Raw genomic sequence first — 19883 nt, forward strand, 5'->3', positions numbered from 1 at the left:
TAAAACAAAAAATACTCGCTTTCGCGAGCACAAGATGAAAATACTAAAAGTCATAAAAATAGGAGGAAATATTATCGATAATGAAGACGCACTAGCAGCGTTCATTACAGATTTTGCAACTCTAAAAGGCCCTAAAATTTTAGTCCATGGAGGAGGAAAATTGGCTACTAAATTAGCCAATCAAATGAATATTCCTGTGCAAATGAATGAAGGCAGGCGTATTACAAATGCGGATACTTTAGATATTATCACCATGGTTTACGCTGGAAAAATCAATAAGAATATCGTTGCGCAGTTGCAAGCCAACACCTGTAATGCTATTGGGTTTTCTGGTGCAGACGGTAACACGATTGTTTCAGAGAAACGCCTAACAAAACCCATTGATTATGGGTTTGCTGGCGATGTAAAACAAGTGAACACTGAAACCTTAGAAATACTTTTAAAAAACAATATTACACCTGTTTTTTGCGCTATTACACACGACAAAAACGGTCAATTATTAAACACAAATGCAGATACCATTGCTTCAGAGTTAGCCATTGGCTTTGCTTCAATTTACAACACAGAGCTTTATTATTGTTTCGAAAAAAATGGTGTTTTAGAAGATGTAGACAATGACGATTCTGTAATTGAAAACATCAATACGGAAAGCTACAAAACATTAAAAGAAAACAAAATCATATTTGAAGGCATGTTACCTAAATTAGATAATTGCTTTCATGCTATAAATAAAAATGTTCAAAAAGTTTGCATTGGAAAATCAGACATGCTTTTCAATACCAACAATAGACACACAACTATAACCCAATGATTGAAAAACTAACCACACAAGCCATTGCTTTATTAAAGCAACTTATAGAAACAGAATCATTTTCGTCAGAAGAAGACAACACAGCGTTGCTTATAGAAGATTGGTTTAAGTCACACAAGATTCCTTTTAAAAGAGATCATCATAACATTTGGTCTACCAATAAACACTTTGATGACAGCAAACCAACGCTCTTATTAAACTCGCATCACGATACCGTAAAACCTAATAACGGTTATACCAAAGACCCGCTTAAAGCCATTATTGAAGACGGAAAATTATATGGCTTAGGAAGTAATGATGCTGGTGGTTGCTTAGTGTCTTTAATTGCAACATTCACTTATTTCTACGACAAAAAAGATCTTAACTATAATTTAGTAATTGTCGCTTCAGCTGAAGAAGAAAGCAGTGGTCCAAACGGACTTAATAGCATGCTAAGTATCATTCCAAAAATTGATGTCGCTATTGTTGGCGAACCTACTTTAATGAATTTAGCTATTGCTGAAAAAGGTTTGGTCGTTTTTGATGCCAAAGTAAAAGGTACAGCTGGCCATGCCGCACATCCGAATAAGGATAATTCAATTTACAATACTATTGAGGTTTTAAAATGGTTTAAAGATTATCAGTTTGCACGAAACTCACCCGTTTTAGGTGATGTAAAAATGACCGTTACTCAAATTAATGCTGGGAAACAACACAACGCGGTTCCTGCTGAAGTTGATTTAGTCATCGATGTCCGTGTGAATGACAAATACACAAATCAACAAATTGAAGAAATTTTAATCAGAAAATCACCATGCACAAGTATTAAAGCGCGGAGTTTACGATTGAATTCGTCTTCAATTCCTATTAATCACGAATTGGTTGAAGCAGGAATTGAATTAGGTAGAGAAACTTATGGTTCACCGACCTTATCCGATCAAGCAGTTTTAACTTGTCCTTCACTGAAATTAGGACCAGGCGATAGTACACGTTCGCACACAGCAGATGAATTTATTTATTTGGCTGAAATTGAAGAAGGTGTTGATTTATATATTAAATTATTAGAGAAAGTATTGTAATAAAAAGATAATAGAATCAAGAGACAAGAATCAAGACCAATAGCTCATTCATATGAATAAGAAGTCTATGTTCTAGAAGCGCAGCGGTCTTGCATCTTGACTCTAAATTTTAATAAGTAAAATTTATAAGTATGAAACTTTGGGACAAAGGATTTTCAATAGATAAAAAAATAGAATTATTTACCGTCGGAAACGATAGAGAAATCGATATGCATATTGCAAAATATGATGTAGAAGCGTCGCGAGCGCATGCTGTGATGTTAGAATCTATCGGAATAATAACTTCGGAAGAGTTAGAACAATTGAAATCAGGATTAAAAATTTTAGCGGAATCTATTGAAGAAGGCACCTTTATTATTGAAGACTCGTTTGAAGATGTCCATTCTAAAATTGAACATGAACTCACAAAAACCTTAGGCGACGTCGGAAAGAAAATCCACACGGCACGTTCTAGAAACGACCAAGTTTTAGTAGCACTTCAATTATACTATAAAGAGAATCTTGAAATTATAAATTCTAAAACAAAAACATTTTTTGATACGCTTTTAGGTTTAGCAGAAACTCATAAAACGCAATTACTACCAGGTTATACACATTTGCAAGTCGCCATGCCATCATCTTTTGGTTTATGGTTTTCTGCCTATGCGGAATTGTTAATTGATGATGTTTACGTCTTAAATGCGGTGTCTAAAATCGCAGACCAAAACCCATTAGGTTCAGCTGCTGGTTACGGAAGTTCATTTCCAATAGACAGAGACATTACCACTAAAGAATTAGGCTTTTCAACCTTAAAATATAACGTGGTTGCTGCGCAATTAAGTCGAGGAAAAAGTGAACGTGCTATCGCTAGTGCTTTAGGCGGATTATGTAATACCATGGCACGTTTTGCTATGGATATTTGCTTGTATATGAGTCAGAATTTTGGCTTTGTGACGTTTCCAGATGAATTAACTACAGGAAGTAGCATCATGCCACACAAAAAGAATCCTGATGTGTTTGAATTGATTCGAGGTAAGTGTAATAAAATTCAGGCTTTACATTCTGAAATGTTATTAATCACTAATAATTTACCAAGTGGTTACCACAGAGATTTTCAATTGTTAAAAGAAAATATCATCAATGCTTTTGAAGATGTTAAAGATATTTTAGACATCTTTAATTATTCCATTCAACAAATCATAGTGAAGGATATTGACCTCACTGATGAGAAATACCAATACTTATTTACAGTAGATAGTATTAATAATTTAGTAGTTGAAGGCATGAGCTTTAGAGAAGCGTATCAGAAAATCGGAAGTCAAGTACAAGCAGGAACATACAAACCAGATTTAGGAAAAGAACACTCTCACATAGGAAGTATTCATAATTTGTGTTTGGATGATATTCGGGCTAAGTTTCCTAAGTAAATAACACCCCCTAAAGTCCCCTCAAGAGGACACTAGTACTAAAGTTTATTTTGAGGATTGTCCCCTTGAGGGGACTTTAGGGGTGTTTATAATAAATATTTTGAATCTTTATCACGAAAAAAAGCATCTGTTTTACAGATGCTTTTTAGTTTCTACTCTAGTAAAAGACTACCCTAGAATTTATAGCAGCAGAAGTATTATTAAATCACAATCCTATTAAATCTCCTTCTTCATTTTTAGTGGCCAAATCCGATTTACCCATTAAGTAAATATCAACTTGACGAGCCGCTTCTCTACCTTCAGAGATAGCCCAAACAATTAATGACTGTCCTCTGCGCATATCACCTGCCGTAAAGACATTAGGAATATTGGTTTGATATTGCCCATAGCTCGCTTTATAATTAGAACGTACATCTCTGTCTAATCCCAATTTATCTGCGATTGTAGATTCAGGTCCTGTAAAACCTAAAGCTAATAATGCTAAATCACATTTCCAAGTTTTTTCAGTACCAGCAACCTCAACTAACTTAGGACGCTCACCTGGCACCATTTCCCACTCCACATTTACCGTTTTTAAAGCTGTTAATTTACCTTTAGCATTCGTAACAAATTCTTTAGTGTTAATTAACCAATTACGTTCCACACCTTCTTTATGAGACGATGACGTTTTTAATTGCAACGGCCAATATGGCCAAGGTGTTGCAGGCGAACGATGCCCTGGTGGTTTTGGCATAATTTCAAAATTAACAACCGATTTTGCACCTTGACGGTTTGATGTTCCAATACAATCAGAACCTGTATCTCCACCCCCAATAACAATGACATTTTTGCCCGTCGCTAATATTTGGTCTTCAATTTTCTGACCAAAAACGACTTTAGTTTGTTGCGTTAAAAAATCCATCGCTTGCACCACTCCGTCTGCTTCAATTCCAGGTGTTGGTAAACTTCGTCTTTCTGTTGCACCACCACAAAGTACAACAGCGTCAAACTTTTTTAAATCTTCTACATCGTAGTTAACTCCAACGTTCACGTTAGTTTTAAAGACAATACCTTCCGCTTCTAAGATGGCTAAACGACGATCTATGATGCCTTTTTCCATTTTAAAATTTGGAATACCGTAACGTAGCAACCCACCAACAGCATCATCGCGTTCAAACACGGTTACGAGGTGTCCTGCTCTATTTAATTGCTGCGCAGCTGCTAAACCTGCAGGACCAGAACCGACAATGGCAATTGTTTTTCCTGTTCTCGTTTTAGGTGGTTGCGGTTTAATCCAACCTTCTTTAAAAGCACGTTCTACAATATTTTTTTCAATATTTTCTATAGAAACCGGATCTTCAATAATACCTAAGACACAAGCTTGCTCACAAGGTGCAGGACATAAACGCCCTGTAAACTCTGGGAAGTTATTCGTTGAATGTAATATCCAAGATGCTTTTTGCCATTCGCCTTGGTGTACCATATGATTAAAATCTGGAATTAAATTACCTAGCGGACAACCACTATGGCAAAACGGAATTCCACAATCCATACAACGCGACCCTTGTTCGGCCATGTCTTTATCCTTTAAAGGCACCGTAAATTCATTATAATGCTTCACACGATCCTTTACTGGCTTGTAGGACTCATCTTTTCTTTCGAACTCTTTAAAACCTGTTACTTTTCCCATTTTATTCCGGCGAAAGCAGGAATCTCACCCTGACTTTCTAATTTTAATTCAACTGTAAATTTATTTTTTCTAAGACAATCTGATTATTGAATTATACTGTTTCTAATTCTTCAACCATTTGTTCCTCTGTCTCTAAACGTTTTAAAGCACGTTTGTATTCCGTTGGCATTACCCGAACAAAATTCTTCAAGCTTGTTTCCCAATCTGCTAATAATTCAGCACCTCTTTTACTATCTGTAAATTTCACATGCCTTTCAATTATTGCTTTTAAATCATTAGCGTCTTTCTTCAAGATCTTTTCAAATTCTATCGTTTCGGTATTACATAAGCCGTTTATAAATTTGTTTTCAGGATCATAAACATAAGCAATACCTCCACTCATTCCGGCAGCAAAATTTCGTCCTGTTTTACCAAGAACAATGACTTTTCCACCCGTCATGTATTCACAACAATGATCACCAACACCTTCTACAACCGCTGTTGCACCAGAATTTCTTACGGCAAAACGTTCACCTGCAATTCCGTTGATATACGCTTGCCCTTCCACAGCTCCGAATAAACAAACATTTCCAATAATGATATTATCTTCTGCTTTGAAATCTGCTTTGGTAGGCTTCTTAACAATTAGCTTAGCTCCAGAAAGACCCTTACCTAAATAATCATTGGTATTTCCTTCTAATTTGAATGTTAATCCGTGTGCTCCAAACGCTCCAAAACTTTGTCCGGCTGAGCCTTCAAAATTGATATTTAAGGTGTCTTCTGGCAAACCTAAATGACCATATATTTTTGAAATTTCATTACTCACAATAGCTCCAACCGTACGATTTGTATTTTTAATTGGATATGATAATGTCATTTGTTCCTTACGATACAATGCACGATGTGAATCTTTAAGAATCGTAAAATCTAAAACGTTATCTAGATTGTGATCTTGCTTTTCAGTATTCTTCACTGTCATTTTACTGTAAGCTTCTGGTCGGTATAAAATTGAAGATAAATCTAAACCTTTAGCTTTATAATGCGTAATCGCTTTATTGGCGTTTATTTTATGTGTCTGACCAATCATTTCGGCCATAGACCTAAACCCTAATTCGGCCATAATAGCTCTCAATTCTTCAGCGATATAATAGAAGAAATTAATGACATGTTCTGGCGTGCCTTTAAAGTTTTTACGCAAGGTTTTGTCTTGAGTTGCGATTCCAACTGGACAGGTATTTAAATGACATTTTCGCATCATAATACACCCCGAAGCCACTAAAGGCGCCGTTGCAAACCCGAATTCTTCCGCACCTAATAATGCCGCAATAGCAACATCTCTACCCGTTTTTAACTGTCCGTCGCACTCTACAACAATTCGACTTCTTAAATTATTAAGCACTAAGGTTTGCTGTGCTTCGGCTAAACCAAGTTCCCAAGGTAAGCCTGCATGTTTTAATGATGTTAAAGGCGATGCACCTGTTCCACCATCGTAACCAGCAATTAACACAACATCCGCTTTTGCTTTGGCGACTCCTGCAGCAATGGTACCCACTCCAACTTCTGAAACAAGTTTGACGTTAATTCTAGCGTCGCGATTGGCATTTTTTAAATCGTATATTAATTGTGCTAAATCTTCAATCGAATAAATATCGTGATGTGGTGGTGGCGAAATTAAACCTACAAATGGTGTTGAGTTACGCGCTGCAGCAATCCATGGTAATACTTTTTCACCAGGCAACTGACCACCTTCTCCAGGTTTTGCACCCTGAGCCATTTTTATTTGAATCTCTTTCGCATTTGTTAAATAGTGAGAAGTAACACCGAAACGACCAGAAGCAACTTGCTTAATAGCTGAGTTCCTACTATCTCCATTTACATCGGGCTGGAAACGTTTGCGATCTTCTCCGCCTTCACCTGAATTAGATTTTCCTCCAATTCTATTCATCGCAATGGCTAAATTTTCATGAGCTTCACGCGAAATAGACCCATAAGACATGGCTCCTGTTTTAAATCGTTTTACGATATCTGTCCAAGGTTCTACTTCTTCAATAGGAATTGGGTCAATATTATTAAATTCGAATAAGCCACGAATAGTCATTAAATTTTCGGACTGTTCATTAATTGTTTTTGCATAAACATCATAACTAGCCTGATCACTTAAACGAACTGCTTGTTGTAATTTTGCTACCGTTGTAGGGTTAAATAAATGCTTCTCACCATTACGTCTCCAACGGTAATCTCCACCAATATTTAAGCCTAAACGTTTATCGACTTCTGTATTTGGATACGCATATTTGTAGCGCTTATCAATTTCTTTTTCGATTTCATACAAGCCTATACCTTCAATTCGCGAAGCTGTATATGGAAAATATTTTTCAACAAATTGAGAGTTAAAACCAACGATTTCGAATATCTGAGAACCTCTATAAGAATGTAATGTAGAGATTCCTATTTTGTTCATCACTTTTAAAATACCTTTTCCAATAGCTTTGTTGAAGTTATCTACTGCTTTTTGCTCATCCATCCCCGTAATGAAGCCTTCTTTTACTTGCGCTCTGATGATTTCATTTACCATATAAGGATTTACAGCACTTGCACCATACCCAAATAAAGTGGCAAAATGATGTGGCTCACGTGGTTCTGCAGATTCGATAATAATATCAAAATAAGAACGCTTACGTAAACGATTCATTTGATGGTTTACATAAGAACACGCTAATAACGACGGAATTGGCGCCATAGCTTTACTTACTCCTCTATCAGATAGAATGATAATATTTGTTTTTCTTAATAATGCTTTTTCAATTTGAACAATAATAGTATCTAAAGCATCCTCCAATCCATTAAGACCTTTATCTTTTTGGTACAACATCTCTATGGTTTCAGCTTTAAAGCCTTCCACATTAATATGTCGGATTTTATCTAAATCATCATTTGAGATTACAGGATTCTGAATTTTTAATTTTCTACATTGGCGCTCGGTAATGCTAAAAATATTTCTATCCTTACCTAAAGACAAGCTAATATCGGTTACAATTTCTTCTCTAATTCCATCTAAAGGTGGATTGGTAACCTGAGCAAATAATTGCTTAAAATAGTTGGAAATGATCTGTGGCTTGTTTGATAAAACGGCCAAAGGCGTGTCAGTTCCCATAGAACCTAAAGCTTCCTTAGAATTTATAGCCATTGGTGTAATAACTTCTTGAATATCCTCGAACGTATAATTAAATAAACGCTGTCTTGTTTTGATATCTAAAGTTTCAATTGGACATGTTTCTCCTGTATAAGGAATATCTTTTAAATGTAATCTCGTTTTATCTAACCATTCTTGATATGGTCTTTCTCTAACAATTTTACTTTTTATTTCTTCGTCATTAATAATTCGACCTTGGTTCATATCTACCAAAAACATTTTTCCTGGCTCTAAACGGCCATGACTTTCTACATCTTCTGGCGCAATATCTACGACTCCAATTTCTGAAGACATGATTAATTTCCCACTTTTTGTAACTGTATATCTAGATGGTCTTAAACCATTTCTATCTAATAACGCACCGATATAATTTCCATCTGTAAATGGCACAGAAGCAGGTCCATCCCAAGGCTCCATAATACAAGCATTATAATCGTAAAATGCTTTTCGTTCTGGAGACATTGTAGCGTGTTTCTCCCATGCTTCAGGAATCATCATCATCATGACTTCTGGCAATGAACGCCCTGTATGCGTTAACAATTCCACCACCATATCCATAGACGCAGAATCTGATTTTCCTGGTAAAATAATTGGAAATAATTTATCTATTTGTGGACCAAAGACTTCACTTTTCATGATTTCCTCTCGCACACGCATTCTACTCACATTTCCACGAAGAGTATTGATTTCTCCGTTTTGACACATAAATCGGAATGGTTGTGCCAATTCCCAAGTCGGCATCGTATTCGTAGAAAAACGCTGATGCACTAACGCTAAACGCGTTACTAAATCTGACTCTTGTAAATCTTTATAATATGGCCCAATATCTTCGGGCATAATAATACCTTTATATATCAATGTATTCATTGACAAACTAGACACGTAAAAATAAGCGCTTTGAGACATCTTTGATTTACGGACTGTATGCTCCGTTATCTTACGTGCTGCATATAGTTTTGCTTTAAAATTAGCTTCAGAAACCTCATTAGATTTCCCAACAAAAAGCTGTTCTATATTTGGTTCTGATGCTAAAGCTATTTCACCTAATTGTGTAGAATCTACAGGTACTTCTCTCCAACCTATAACAGTAAGTCCTTGCGCGATGATTTCTTTTTCGAACGTATCCTTACAAAATTTATATTGATTTCTGTTTTTTGGCAAGAAAACCATTCCTACGGCATACTTCCCTTTTACTGGCACTTTAAAACCACAAACTCTCTTGAAATAAGCATGAGGAATATCTATTAAAAGACCTGCTCCATCACCCGTTTTTCCATCAGCACTTACACCACCACGATGCTCTAGTTTTACTAGGATTTCTAATGCGTCATGTATAATTTGATTTGTCTTTTCCCCTTTTAGATTACAGATGAATCCTGCCCCACAATTTTCGTGTTCAAATTCCGGTAAATAGAGCCCTTGTTTCTTAAACATATTTCAATAAAATTTCAAGGTTTTTACACCTTATTACTCCTCTAATATATATTCAAAAAATTGATATAAAAAATAGTTGAAACACTTTTCTCATATCGATAGTTAAGCGCATTTAGAATGAAAATATTGCAATAATAACGGTATATAATGATGAATAGACAATTATAAATATTCAACAAAAATCACACTTTATTGCGAAAACACCCAAAACAAAGATACAGAAGTAAATATAATTTAAACATTACAGGTTTTTACTAAATTTTTCAAAATTCCAATTATCGATATAATAAAAAAATAGCTCTATTTAATTTTAACCCAAAATTTTACATGGTGTAAAATCAAATATTCATAAAAATTACACTTTAAACCCTATTTTTAATAGGGTATAAATAAAGATTATATAGATTTGACTCGAACTAACTATTATTAAAACTATTATTATGAAAAAATTACTTACGCTTTCAATGTTCTTTATTGCATTTGGTTTATATGCTCAAGAAGAGGAAACTGAGGAAAAAAAATCCTTTACTATTAGCGGTAGCGTTGACGCTTATTACCAAACCTACATATCCGCTCCTGATGATGCTGGCGCAACATTTGGTACTGCTTTCGCAGATAAATCGGGTTTTGCTTTTGGTATGGGTAATATAATTGCCAGCTATGAAAGTGGTAAAGTAGGTGCCGTACTTGATTTAGTTACAGGACCAAGAGGTGGCGCTGCTACATTTAGCAATGATATTGTTGATGGTATTGTAAACCAAGCATATGTTTACTGGAATGTTTCAGAAAAGACAACTTTAACAATGGGGCGTTTTAATACATTTTTAGGATACGAAGTAATTGCTCCAGCGGCAAACTTTAACTATAGCACATCTTACTTATTTTCTAGTGGTCCTTTTTCTCATATGGGATTAAAAGCAGATTTTGCTTTATCTGATGATTTTAGCTTAATGTTAGCCGTAATGAATCCTTGGGACACTAATGATACTTCTACAACTGGTGAATATTCATTTGGAGCGCAATTAGGCTATTCTGGTCAATTCTTAAATTTTTATTATGACAGCGGAAACAATGGCGGATTAGGTTTTGAAGTTGATTACACAGGTGGCTTTGATGTTTCTGATGCTTTTTTCTTAGGAATCAACGCAGCCTACAATGATAATGATGGAAGTGGCTTTTATGGTGCTGCTTTATATCCACAATACGCCACATCTGATGATTTTAGCATTGGCTTAAGAGGTGAGTATTTTGCTTTACATGGTGAGGCTGACAACTTTGACTACCCTAGTGTAATTGGAGTGACATTAACAGGTAGCTACACTGTAGACAGCAACTTAATCATTAAGCCAGAATTTAGATTAGATTCTCTAACCGATTCAGACGGAGGTATACTTGGTGACAGTTTTGTTATTGACAATGACGGCCTAGCAGCTAGTAGCTTAAGCGCATTTACTTTAGCTGCAATCTACTCGTTCTAAACCCACACTAACTAACACAAAAAACAATGAAAAAAATTGAAGCAATTATTAGAAAATCAAAATTTTCTAACGTTAAAGATGCACTTCATGAAGTAGGTGTAAACTTCTTCTCTTATTGGGATGTTACTGGACTTGGTAACGAGCAAGAAGGACATGTATATAGAGGTGTATCTTATAGTACAAGCGATATACAAAGACGCTATTTATCTATAGTCGTTAACGACGATTTTGAAGCTATAGCAATCAAGGCTATTATAGACTCTGCCTCTACTGGAGAAGTAGGAGATGGTAAAATCTTTGTCTCACATATTGATGAAGTTTACAGAATACGAACTGGAGAAAAAGGAGGAAACACTTTAAAATAAAAAAACATGGAATTACTTACAATAAATAATGTATGGATGATGATCTGTACAGCACTCGTTTTCTTTATGCATTTAGGATTTGCATTTTTAGAAATCGGACTAACACGTCAAAAAAATACGCTTAATATTTTATTTAAAAACATATTTATCATTACCGTTGGGTTGTTACTTTATGCATTAGTAGGGTTTAATTTAATGTATCCAGGTGAATTTAATGGATTTTTAGGATTCGCAGGTTTTGGATTGGATTCACCATTAACAGCAGAAGGAACTTTAGACTTAGCTTATAGTGAAGGCTATACATATTGGACAGATTTCTTATTTCAAGGAATGTTTGCAGCTACTGCAGCAACAATTGTATCTGGAGCCGTAGCAGAACGTATGAAAATTGGACCATTTATGATTTTCACAATTATTTATGTCGGGATAATCTACCCGATTGCAGGTTCATGGAAATGGGGAGGTGGATTTTTACAAACGCTAGAGACACCATTTTATGATTTTGCAGGATCTACACTAGTTCACTCAGTTGGTGGATGGGGAGCATTAGTTGCCGTTGCTCTTTTAGGAGCAAGAATTGGTAAATTTAAAAATGGAAAACCTCAGGCTATCCCTGGACATAATATTCCATTAGCAACTGCTGGTGTTATCATTTTATGGTTAGGTTGGTTTGGATTTAATGGAGGTTCTGTATTATCTGCTGATCCTGCATTAACATCATTAACTTTAGTAACAACATGTTTAGCTGCAGCAGCTGGTGGAGTTGTTGCCGCCTTAGTTTCTACCCTACGATATAAAAATTTAGATTTAACAATGTTTCTTAATGGTATATTAGGTGGTCTTGTTGGTATCACTGCTGGCGCAGACCAAATGAGTCCAACCGATGCCATTCTAATTGGTGCAATTGCAGGTGCAATTATTGTATTTGCCGTATCATTAATTGACAAACTTAAATTAGATGATCCAGTTGGAGCTATCGCTGTTCACTTAGCATGTGGTATTTGGGGAACTTTAGCTGTTGGTATCTTTGGCGCATTAGCTAGTGGAGCACAATTTGTAAGCCAACTAATTGGTGTTGCTTCTTATGCTGGTATGTGCATTATATCTTCATTCATTATCATATTTGCACTGAAGAAAATAGTAGGAATAAGAGTTTCTGAAAAAGAAGAATTAGAAGGTCTTGATGCCCATGAACACGGAATGGATGCATATCCGGATTTTAGATTAAATGAACACTAAGTTTTAAATTGATTATTTAGCTAATTTAGTTATTAAAAGAAAACCTTCGAAGCCTAACCTTCGAGGGTTTTTGCTTTACTACAGTTTAATATAATTACATAAAAAAAATCCTCAGAAGTTTAAAACTCCTGAGGATTTATAATATTACAAACTATTTGTTTTTATGCTGAATTACGACTCGCGTTTATATTTCCAAATAAAGAACGTGTCACCATCTTTTCAAAGATTTTAATCTGCTCTTCATCTCGTACCTCAGCTTTTTCAAGCTCTTGAATTTTCTTTAAGGCATATTGCTGAATCGTTAATAACGGTAATACAATAGATTCTCTTACAGCAATTGATGCTTTTCCAGAAGGCTCTTCTTCCATCAATTCTTTATAACCCGTAAGTTTTAAAATTAGACGTTTTGAAGTTTCATATTCTTTGTAAATCACATTCCAAAATTCACCGTATTCTTCATCTTCAGACATATAACGTGTTAAGTCGAAAAAAGACTTAGACAGAGACATCATACTGTTTTCAATTAAAGTTTTGAAGAACGCTGATGTTTTAAATAAATGCTGTGCTTTCTCAAACTCACCAATATCTTCATAATGTTTCAATGCTGTACCTACTCCAAAAAAGCCTGGTACATTTTGTTTCAATTGACTCCAAGACCCTACGAAAGGAATCGCTCTTAAATCTTCAAAAACCAAACCTTCCGATTTACCTCTTTTAGACGGACGACTACCAATATTTGTTTTCGCATAATATTTAAGCGTACTCATATGTTCTAAATACGAGATAAATTTTGGATGCGCTTTGAAATTCACATACGCCTCATAACTACGATTCGCCAAGTCAGTCATAACCTCCCGGTTTTCTGGCTGCATGCTTAAATCCGCATCGCTTAAACTGTTACCAATACCAGAACTAATCAATTGTTCTAAGTTATATTGTGAGGATTCTAAAGTTCCGAAATTAGAACTTATCGTCTGACCTTGTATTGTTAATTGTACTTCTTCATCTTCTATTGTTGGCCCTAAAGACGCATAGAAATTATGTGTTTTTCCACCACCTCGTGCAGGTGGTCCGCCACGTCCATCAAAGAAAATCACTTTCACTCCATGCTCTCTAGACACTCTGGTTAAGTTTTCCTTAGCTTGGTAAATCGCCCAGTTTGCCATTAAATAACCACCATCTTTAGTACCATCACTAAAACCAAGCATTATGGTTTGCCTGTTTCCTCGTGCTTCTAAATGTTTTGCGTAATCAGGATTAGCATATAACTCCTCCATCACTTTTGGCGCATTCTCTAAATCGGTAATGGTTTCAAATAATGGTCCAATATCGACAGTTAAATCCTCTTGAAATGCGACTAATTTTAACATTGCAAACAATTGCATCACATGCAAAGTCGATTGATTATTACTAATAATATAACGGTTTGCAGCTTGCTCACCATTTGTTTCTTGAATGGTTTTTATCGCCTTAATCGTTTCTAAAGCCATTAAGGTTTCTTCATCTTTTATTAAAGATAAATCTACAGAACCTTCAACTTTAGATAAAATTTTAATTTGCTCACGTTCTGGTAAGTCGTGATAATTTTCTGGAAATATAGCACTACCACTCTCAAGCAACGCATTTACCATATCATTAAAAAACTGCTCGTGTTTACGACTGTCTTGTCTGATATCTAAATTCGCAAAATGAAATCCGAATAAATGTGTTTTGTTAATCAAACTATTCAATTCATCAACATATAAAGATTGATGCTTGTCAATAATAATTTGCTTTACCGCTTTTAATTCTGAAACGAAATACTCTAAAGTTAAGTCAGACGATTCATTAGTTATGATGCTATAAAGCTCACGCTCTAAATTACCCATACGATCTTCGACACCTTGAAACGTTAACTTTCGTTTTAATTGTCTTACGTTTCTATAATAATTTTTAATAATTGAAAGTCGTAATCTTCCCGCAACCTTCAACGTAATTTCTGGTGTTACAAAAGGGTTTCCATCTCTATCACCTCCTGGCCAGAAACCAATATTAATAATATCGTTACTAATTGGTTTTCCATCAAATATATTCTGCTGAATATAATCGTATATACCTCCAAAAGATTTATAGAATACGTTTTCTAGATACCATATTAAACTCACAGCTTCATCAAAAGGCGATGGCTTTTCGTGTTTAAAAAATGGTGTTTTTCCTAATTGCGCTAATAAATCATTAATTCTTAATAGATCGTTCTCGCGAATCGCTTCCGTTAAATCCGTAATAATTCCTAAAACGGAACCTGGATAAAACTGTGTTGGGTGTGCTGTTAAAACAATTCTTACTTTAAATTCTTCTAAATATTTCTGAAGTGTCTCTAGCTTATTTTCAGCAGAAACAGTTTCTTTCAAACTTCGCAACGTTCCGATACCATCCATATTATTTACAATAGGAAAAGCGGCATCCTCAATCGCATCGAATAGAACGACTTGTCTTTCGATATACTGAATAAATCGAAATAACAAATTCACCTGACTTTCAGAAGAACGTCTGGCTTGGTATTTCTTAAAAAACGTATTAACGATTGTTGTAGGATCTTCTTTATTTTCAAATCCTTTATGGCAAGTTTCGTGAAACAAAGGCAAAAGCGCTCCTGTTTTTGTAACAGCATCAAAAGGCAATGTCATAAATATACTATTGTATATCTGGTATTTAGACAAAACATTTTGATTAAATCGTGTTAATTTTGGTTGTGTGGGCATTATCTTAAATTATATTATTGTTGACTGCCCTAAGTGGATATTCTTAAAATTGAGATTAGTATCTTTTGGATTGTAAATAAAATCTTCAATAAAGTCACCAACATTAGAGGTCGTCACCGTATTTACCACCGAATTTATATCTGGTGTTGTGATGTTTAATTTTAACGATTTTTCTACAGCTAACCTAATTAATTCGGCTTCATTATGTAACTCGAAATGACTCAACAACATAGCAGCCGATAAAATTGACGCAATCGGATTTGCAATACCTTTATCAGCCGCTTGAGGGTATGAACCATGAATAGGCTCGAACATTGCATACTTATCTCCAACTGAAGCAGACGCTAACAATCCAATAGAACCACCGATAACACTAGCTTCGTCACTAATAATATCTCCAAACATATTCTCGGTTAAAATCACATCGAACTGTTTTGGGTTTAAAATCATTTGCATCGCTGCATTATCTACAAATAAAAAGTCGAGTGTTACATCAGGATATTGCTCTGCAACTTCTTTCACTACCTTTCTCCAAAGTCGAGATGTCTCTAACACATTAGCCTTATCCACCAAAGTCACTTTATGACTTCTATTTTCAGCAGCAACAAATGCCAAATGTGCAATACGCTCTATTTCTTCGCGAGAATACCCACATAAATCCGAAGCGTAATTACCATCCTCTGATGTATGTTTTTCACCAAAATAAATACCACCAGTTAATTCTCTATAAATAGAAATATCTGTACCCTGAATGATATGTTTCTTTAATGGCGATTTATCTAATAAGGTTTTATAAGCTTTTACAGGTCTAATATTAGCATACAAACCCAACTCTTTACGCAATTTAAGTAAGCCTTGCTCTGGACGCACTTTTGCAGAAGGATCATTATCATATTTAGGATCACCAATGGCTCCAAATAAGATGGCATCACTTTTTTTACAAAGTTCTAATGTTTTCTCTGGTAAAGCATCATTATGCTTATCTATGGCAACGGCTCCAACATCTGCCGTTGTAAATTTAAAATTATGATTAAATTCCGAAGCAATTGCTTTCAAAGCTTTTATAGCTTGATTTGTAACTTCTGGACCAATACCATCACCTGGTAAAATTGCTATGTTTAATTTCATCGAAGAAAAATCAATTCCCGAATTAACGAAAATCTTACGTTTAATTATTAGTATATTTTTTGAGCTTCAAAAGCTTCAATTTGTTCTTTATTATTTATCAGATAGTCGATATCATCATAACCATTGATCATACATGTTTTTTTGTAGGCATCAATTTCAAAATTTTCGGACAACTCTGAATCTTTTACTGAAATGGTTTGTTTTTCGAGATCAACCACTAATTCTATCTCTGGATTGGACACAATTTTCTGCATTAAGTCACTTAAAAATGCTGGCGAAACCTGTACTGGTAACAATCCATTATTTAAGGCATTTCCTTTAAATATATCCGCAAAAAAACTAGACACCACCACTTTAAATCCAAAATCGGTTATAGCCCAAGCGGCATGTTCTCTACTCGATCCGCAGCCAAAATTATCTCCTGCTACTAATATCTTTCCTGAATATCTTGAATCATTAAGCGCAAAATCGGTATTAACTGTTCCGTCTTTGTGATATCTCCAATCTCTAAATACATTGTTTCCAAACCCTTCTCTATCCGTCGCTTTTAAAAAACGAGCAGGTATAATTTGATCCGTATCTACATTCTCAATATGTAATGGAATGGCTCTCGATTGTAATGTTGTAAACTTTTCCATAGTAATGCCCACGAAAGTGGGTATCTTCTTTTTAATTCATTTTAAATACCTACAAGGTTTTTGAAACCTTGCAGGATAATATCAATTCAATTGCTTTGAAATATCTATAATTTTACCTTCTACAGCAGTTGCTGCAGCAACTAAAGGGCTTGCTAAAATCGTTCTTGAACCTTGTCCTTGGCGACCTTCGAAATTCCTATTTGAGGTTGATACACAATATTCTCCCTGAGGAATCTTATCATCGTTCATCGCTAAACACGCTGAACAACCTGGTTGACGCAATTCAAAACCTGCATCATCAAAAATAGATTTTAGACCTTCTTCTATTATTTGAGTTTCTACTTGCTTACTTCCTGGCACTAACCAAGCCGTAACATTAGCTGCTTTTTTCTTGCCTTTTATATAATTGGCTGCGACTCTAAAATCTTCAATTCTAGAATTGGTACAACTCCCTATAAAGACAAAATTGATGGGCTTATTTATTAAACTTTCTCCAGCTTCAAAATTCATATAAGCTAAAGATTTTTTAAACGATGGATTTTCATCCACAGGAATCGTTTCAGAAATTTTAATTCCCATTCCTGGATTCGTTCCATACGTAATCATGGGCGCTATATCTTCTGCATCAAAGCTGTATTCTTTATCAAATTTAGCATCGCTGTCTGTTGGTAAGGTTTTCCAATAGGCCACTTTCTTATCAAACGCTTCACCTTTTGGTGCGAATTCTCTACCTTTTACGTATTCAAAAGTGGTTTCATCTGGTGCAATCATGCCTCCTCTTGCTCCCATTTCGATACTCATGTTACAGACCGTCATACGACCTTCCATACTCATGTCTTCAAACACATTTCCTGCATACTCACAGAAATAGCCCGTACCAGAATTGGTTCCTAATTTTGAAATGATATACAAAATCACATCCTTTGGTAAAACACCATTTTTCAACTTACCATTAACGGTAACTCTTAAACTTTTTGGTTTTGTAAGCAACAAGCACTGGCTCGCAAATACTTGCGCCACCTGACTTGTTCCGATACCAAAAGCAATGGCTCCAAACGCACCATGTGTTGAAGTGTGACTGTCTCCGCAGACCATGGTCAAGCCTGGTTGTGTCACCCCTAACTCTGGAGCCATTACATGCACAATACCGTTATATTTATGCCCTAATTCGTATAGGGTTATATTATTTTTTTTACAATTTTCAGATAATTGCTCCAATTGCTTTCTAGACAACTCATCTTTTATGGGTTGATCCTGATTCAAAGTCGGAGTATTATGATCTGCTGTAGCCACAATTTGATTGGGTCTAAAAACAGGAATGCCACGATCTTCTAACTCATTAAAAGCCTGTGGACTTGTTACTTCATGTATTAAATGTTTATCTATATATAATATTTGTGGCCCATTCTCTATAGTACTGACCACATGCGAATCCCAAACTTTATCAAATAATGTTTTACCCATCTATCTTATGCTGAAATTATTTGTTGATATACATTACTCGTCTCTATAATTTGATGAATATCGTTATCATTGATTTCTTTCTTTCGATCTGCAAAACTCAAAAAGTTAGCATACACATCATCTAACTGCAACTTCGTAAGTTCATAACCTACATTTTTCGCTCTGTAAGCTAAGGCTGCTCTTCCACTTCTTGCGGTTAACACAATAGCCGACTCCGTAACACCGACATCTCTAGGGTCGATAATTTCGTAAGTTGCTCTATTCTTTATCACACCATCTTGGTGAATTCCAGAACTATGCGCAAAAGCATTTGCTCCAACAATCGCCTTGTTTGGTTGTGTATAAATCCCCATACTATCGCTAACCAACTGGCTCATTCCGAATAGCATTGATGTATTAATATTTGTATCTAAATTAAGATAAGGATGCTGCTTTAACACCATCACCACTTCTTCTAAAGCCGTGTTTCCTGCACGCTCACCAATACCATTGATCGTACATTCAATTTGACGTGCTCCGTTAATCACACCCTCTATAGAATTAGCGGTTGCTAAGCCTAAATCATTATGGCAATGACAAGACAAAATAGCCTTTTCAATACCTTTTACATTTTCTTTTAAATATTTGATTTTTGCACCATATTCACTTGGCAAACAATACCCTGTTGTATCAGGAATATTCAATACTGTTGCACCAGCTCTAATGGCAGCTTCACAAACTCTTGCTAAATATTCATTATCTGTTCGTCCGGCATCTTCAGCATAAAACTCAACATCTTCAACAAATGACTTTGCATATTTCACCGCTTCAAAAGCACGCTCAATAATCGCCTCTCTATTAGATTTGAATTTATGAAGAATATGCGAATCTGAAGTCCCAATTCCCGTATGGATTCTAGGCTTCTTAGCATACTTTAAAGATTCGGCAGCTACTTTTATATCATTTTCTACAGCTCTTGTTAAACCACAAACCGTAGCATTTTTAACAATTTTTGAAATCGCTTCTACCGATTTGAAATCACCTGGACTAGAGACCGGAAATCCTGCTTCAATGACATCAACTCCAAGCTGATCTAACTGCTCTGCAATAATCACTTTTTGTTCTGAGTTAAGTTTACAACCCGGAACTTGCTCTCCATCGCGAAGTGTTGTATCGAAGATTTGTATGTTGTTATTTGACATATATCAAAATATATTTTATAGTATTGTCTAACGAATGTATGTTTTGATTTAGATTTAAACATTATTGATATAGTTAGTTTACGATGTTCAGTCGCCAAA

General features: G+C 35.3%; 13 protein-coding genes. 6 read left to right on the top strand and 7 right to left on the bottom strand.

The genetic code is table 11. From position 1 onward, the window contains the following. The first annotated feature begins 34 nt into the window (after positions 1 to 34). The 3 genes from argB to argH all read left to right on the top strand — a co-directional run bounded on the left by argB (position 35) and on the right by argH (position 3275). Positions 35 to 811 (top strand): acetylglutamate kinase, encoded by a 777-nt coding sequence (gene argB, locus DFQ09_RS01975; protein ID WP_115807909.1) that lies wholly within the window; start codon positions 35 to 37, stop codon positions 809 to 811. Further along, positions 808 to 1869 carry a M20 family metallo-hydrolase gene (locus DFQ09_RS01980; protein ID WP_115807910.1) on the top strand — a complete coding sequence of 354 codons (1062 nt, stop codon included), beginning with the start codon at positions 808 to 810 and terminating at the stop codon, positions 1867 to 1869. Before argB ends, DFQ09_RS01980 begins: the two co-directional genes overlap by 4 nt. Before the next feature lie 131 nt (positions 1870 to 2000). Then, positions 2001 to 3275, top strand: coding sequence for an argininosuccinate lyase (argH, locus tag DFQ09_RS01985; protein ID WP_115807911.1), 1275 nt, complete (start codon positions 2001 to 2003; stop codon positions 3273 to 3275). A 205-nt stretch (positions 3276 to 3480) separates the two neighbouring features. On the opposite strand, the gene DFQ09_RS01990 is transcribed toward argH, so the two are convergent. Beyond that, a complete protein-coding gene (locus DFQ09_RS01990) occupies positions 3481 to 4944 on the bottom strand; it encodes a glutamate synthase subunit beta (RefSeq protein WP_115807912.1) in 1464 nt (487 codons plus the stop codon). Between the two features lie 91 nt (positions 4945 to 5035). After that, positions 5036 to 9550 carry a glutamate synthase large subunit gene (gene gltB, locus DFQ09_RS01995; protein ID WP_115807913.1) on the bottom strand — a complete coding sequence of 1505 codons (4515 nt, stop codon included), beginning with the start codon at positions 9548 to 9550 and terminating at the stop codon, positions 5036 to 5038. A gap of 440 nt (positions 9551 to 9990) precedes the next feature. On the opposite strand from gltB, the gene DFQ09_RS02000 reads away from it, so the two are divergent. Genes DFQ09_RS02000 through DFQ09_RS02010 form a run of 3 tightly spaced genes read left to right on the top strand, consistent with a single transcriptional unit; the run spans position 9991 to position 12632 of the window. After that, complete coding sequence (locus tag DFQ09_RS02000) at positions 9991 to 11028, top strand: outer membrane beta-barrel protein (RefSeq protein ID WP_115807914.1); 1038 nt, start codon at positions 9991 to 9993, stop codon at positions 11026 to 11028. A 26-nt stretch (positions 11029 to 11054) separates the two neighbouring features. Then, the gene (locus tag DFQ09_RS02005; protein ID WP_115807915.1) at positions 11055 to 11393 is read left to right on the top strand and encodes a P-II family nitrogen regulator; all 339 of its coding nucleotides are present in this window, start codon (positions 11055 to 11057) and stop codon (positions 11391 to 11393) included. 6 nt (positions 11394 to 11399) lie between these two features. Next, complete coding sequence (locus DFQ09_RS02010) at positions 11400 to 12632, top strand: ammonium transporter (RefSeq protein WP_115807916.1); 1233 nt, start codon at positions 11400 to 11402, stop codon at positions 12630 to 12632. A 161-nt stretch (positions 12633 to 12793) separates the two neighbouring features. Here the strand turns inward: DFQ09_RS02010 and DFQ09_RS02015 are convergent, their stop codons facing one another. From DFQ09_RS02015 to DFQ09_RS02035, 5 genes are all read right to left on the bottom strand, one after another. After that, entirely contained in the window at positions 12794 to 15373 is a 2580-nt protein-coding gene (locus DFQ09_RS02015; RefSeq protein ID WP_115807917.1) for a phosphoenolpyruvate carboxylase, read from the bottom strand. A gap of 9 nt (positions 15374 to 15382) precedes the next feature. Next, the gene (gene leuB / locus DFQ09_RS02020; RefSeq protein ID WP_115807918.1) at positions 15383 to 16501 is read right to left on the bottom strand and encodes a 3-isopropylmalate dehydrogenase; all 1119 of its coding nucleotides are present in this window, start codon (positions 16499 to 16501) and stop codon (positions 15383 to 15385) included. A gap of 47 nt (positions 16502 to 16548) precedes the next feature. After that, positions 16549 to 17139, bottom strand: coding sequence for a 3-isopropylmalate dehydratase small subunit (gene leuD, locus DFQ09_RS02025; RefSeq protein WP_115807919.1), 591 nt, complete (start codon positions 17137 to 17139; stop codon positions 16549 to 16551). An 81-nt stretch (positions 17140 to 17220) separates the two neighbouring features. Then, positions 17221 to 18603: a 3-isopropylmalate dehydratase large subunit gene (leuC, locus tag DFQ09_RS02030; protein WP_115807920.1), complete on the bottom strand. Its 1383-nt coding sequence runs from the start codon at positions 18601 to 18603 to the stop codon at positions 17221 to 17223. A 5-nt stretch (positions 18604 to 18608) separates the two neighbouring features. Further along, the gene (locus tag DFQ09_RS02035; RefSeq protein ID WP_115807921.1) at positions 18609 to 19784 is read right to left on the bottom strand and encodes a 2-isopropylmalate synthase; all 1176 of its coding nucleotides are present in this window, start codon (positions 19782 to 19784) and stop codon (positions 18609 to 18611) included. Positions 19785 to 19883: the final 99 nt, after the last annotated feature.

The sequence above is a fragment of the Winogradskyella pacifica genome, from assembly GCF_003386275.1.
In the GTDB taxonomy this organism is placed as follows: Bacteria; Bacteroidota; Bacteroidia; order Flavobacteriales; family Flavobacteriaceae; genus Winogradskyella; species Winogradskyella pacifica.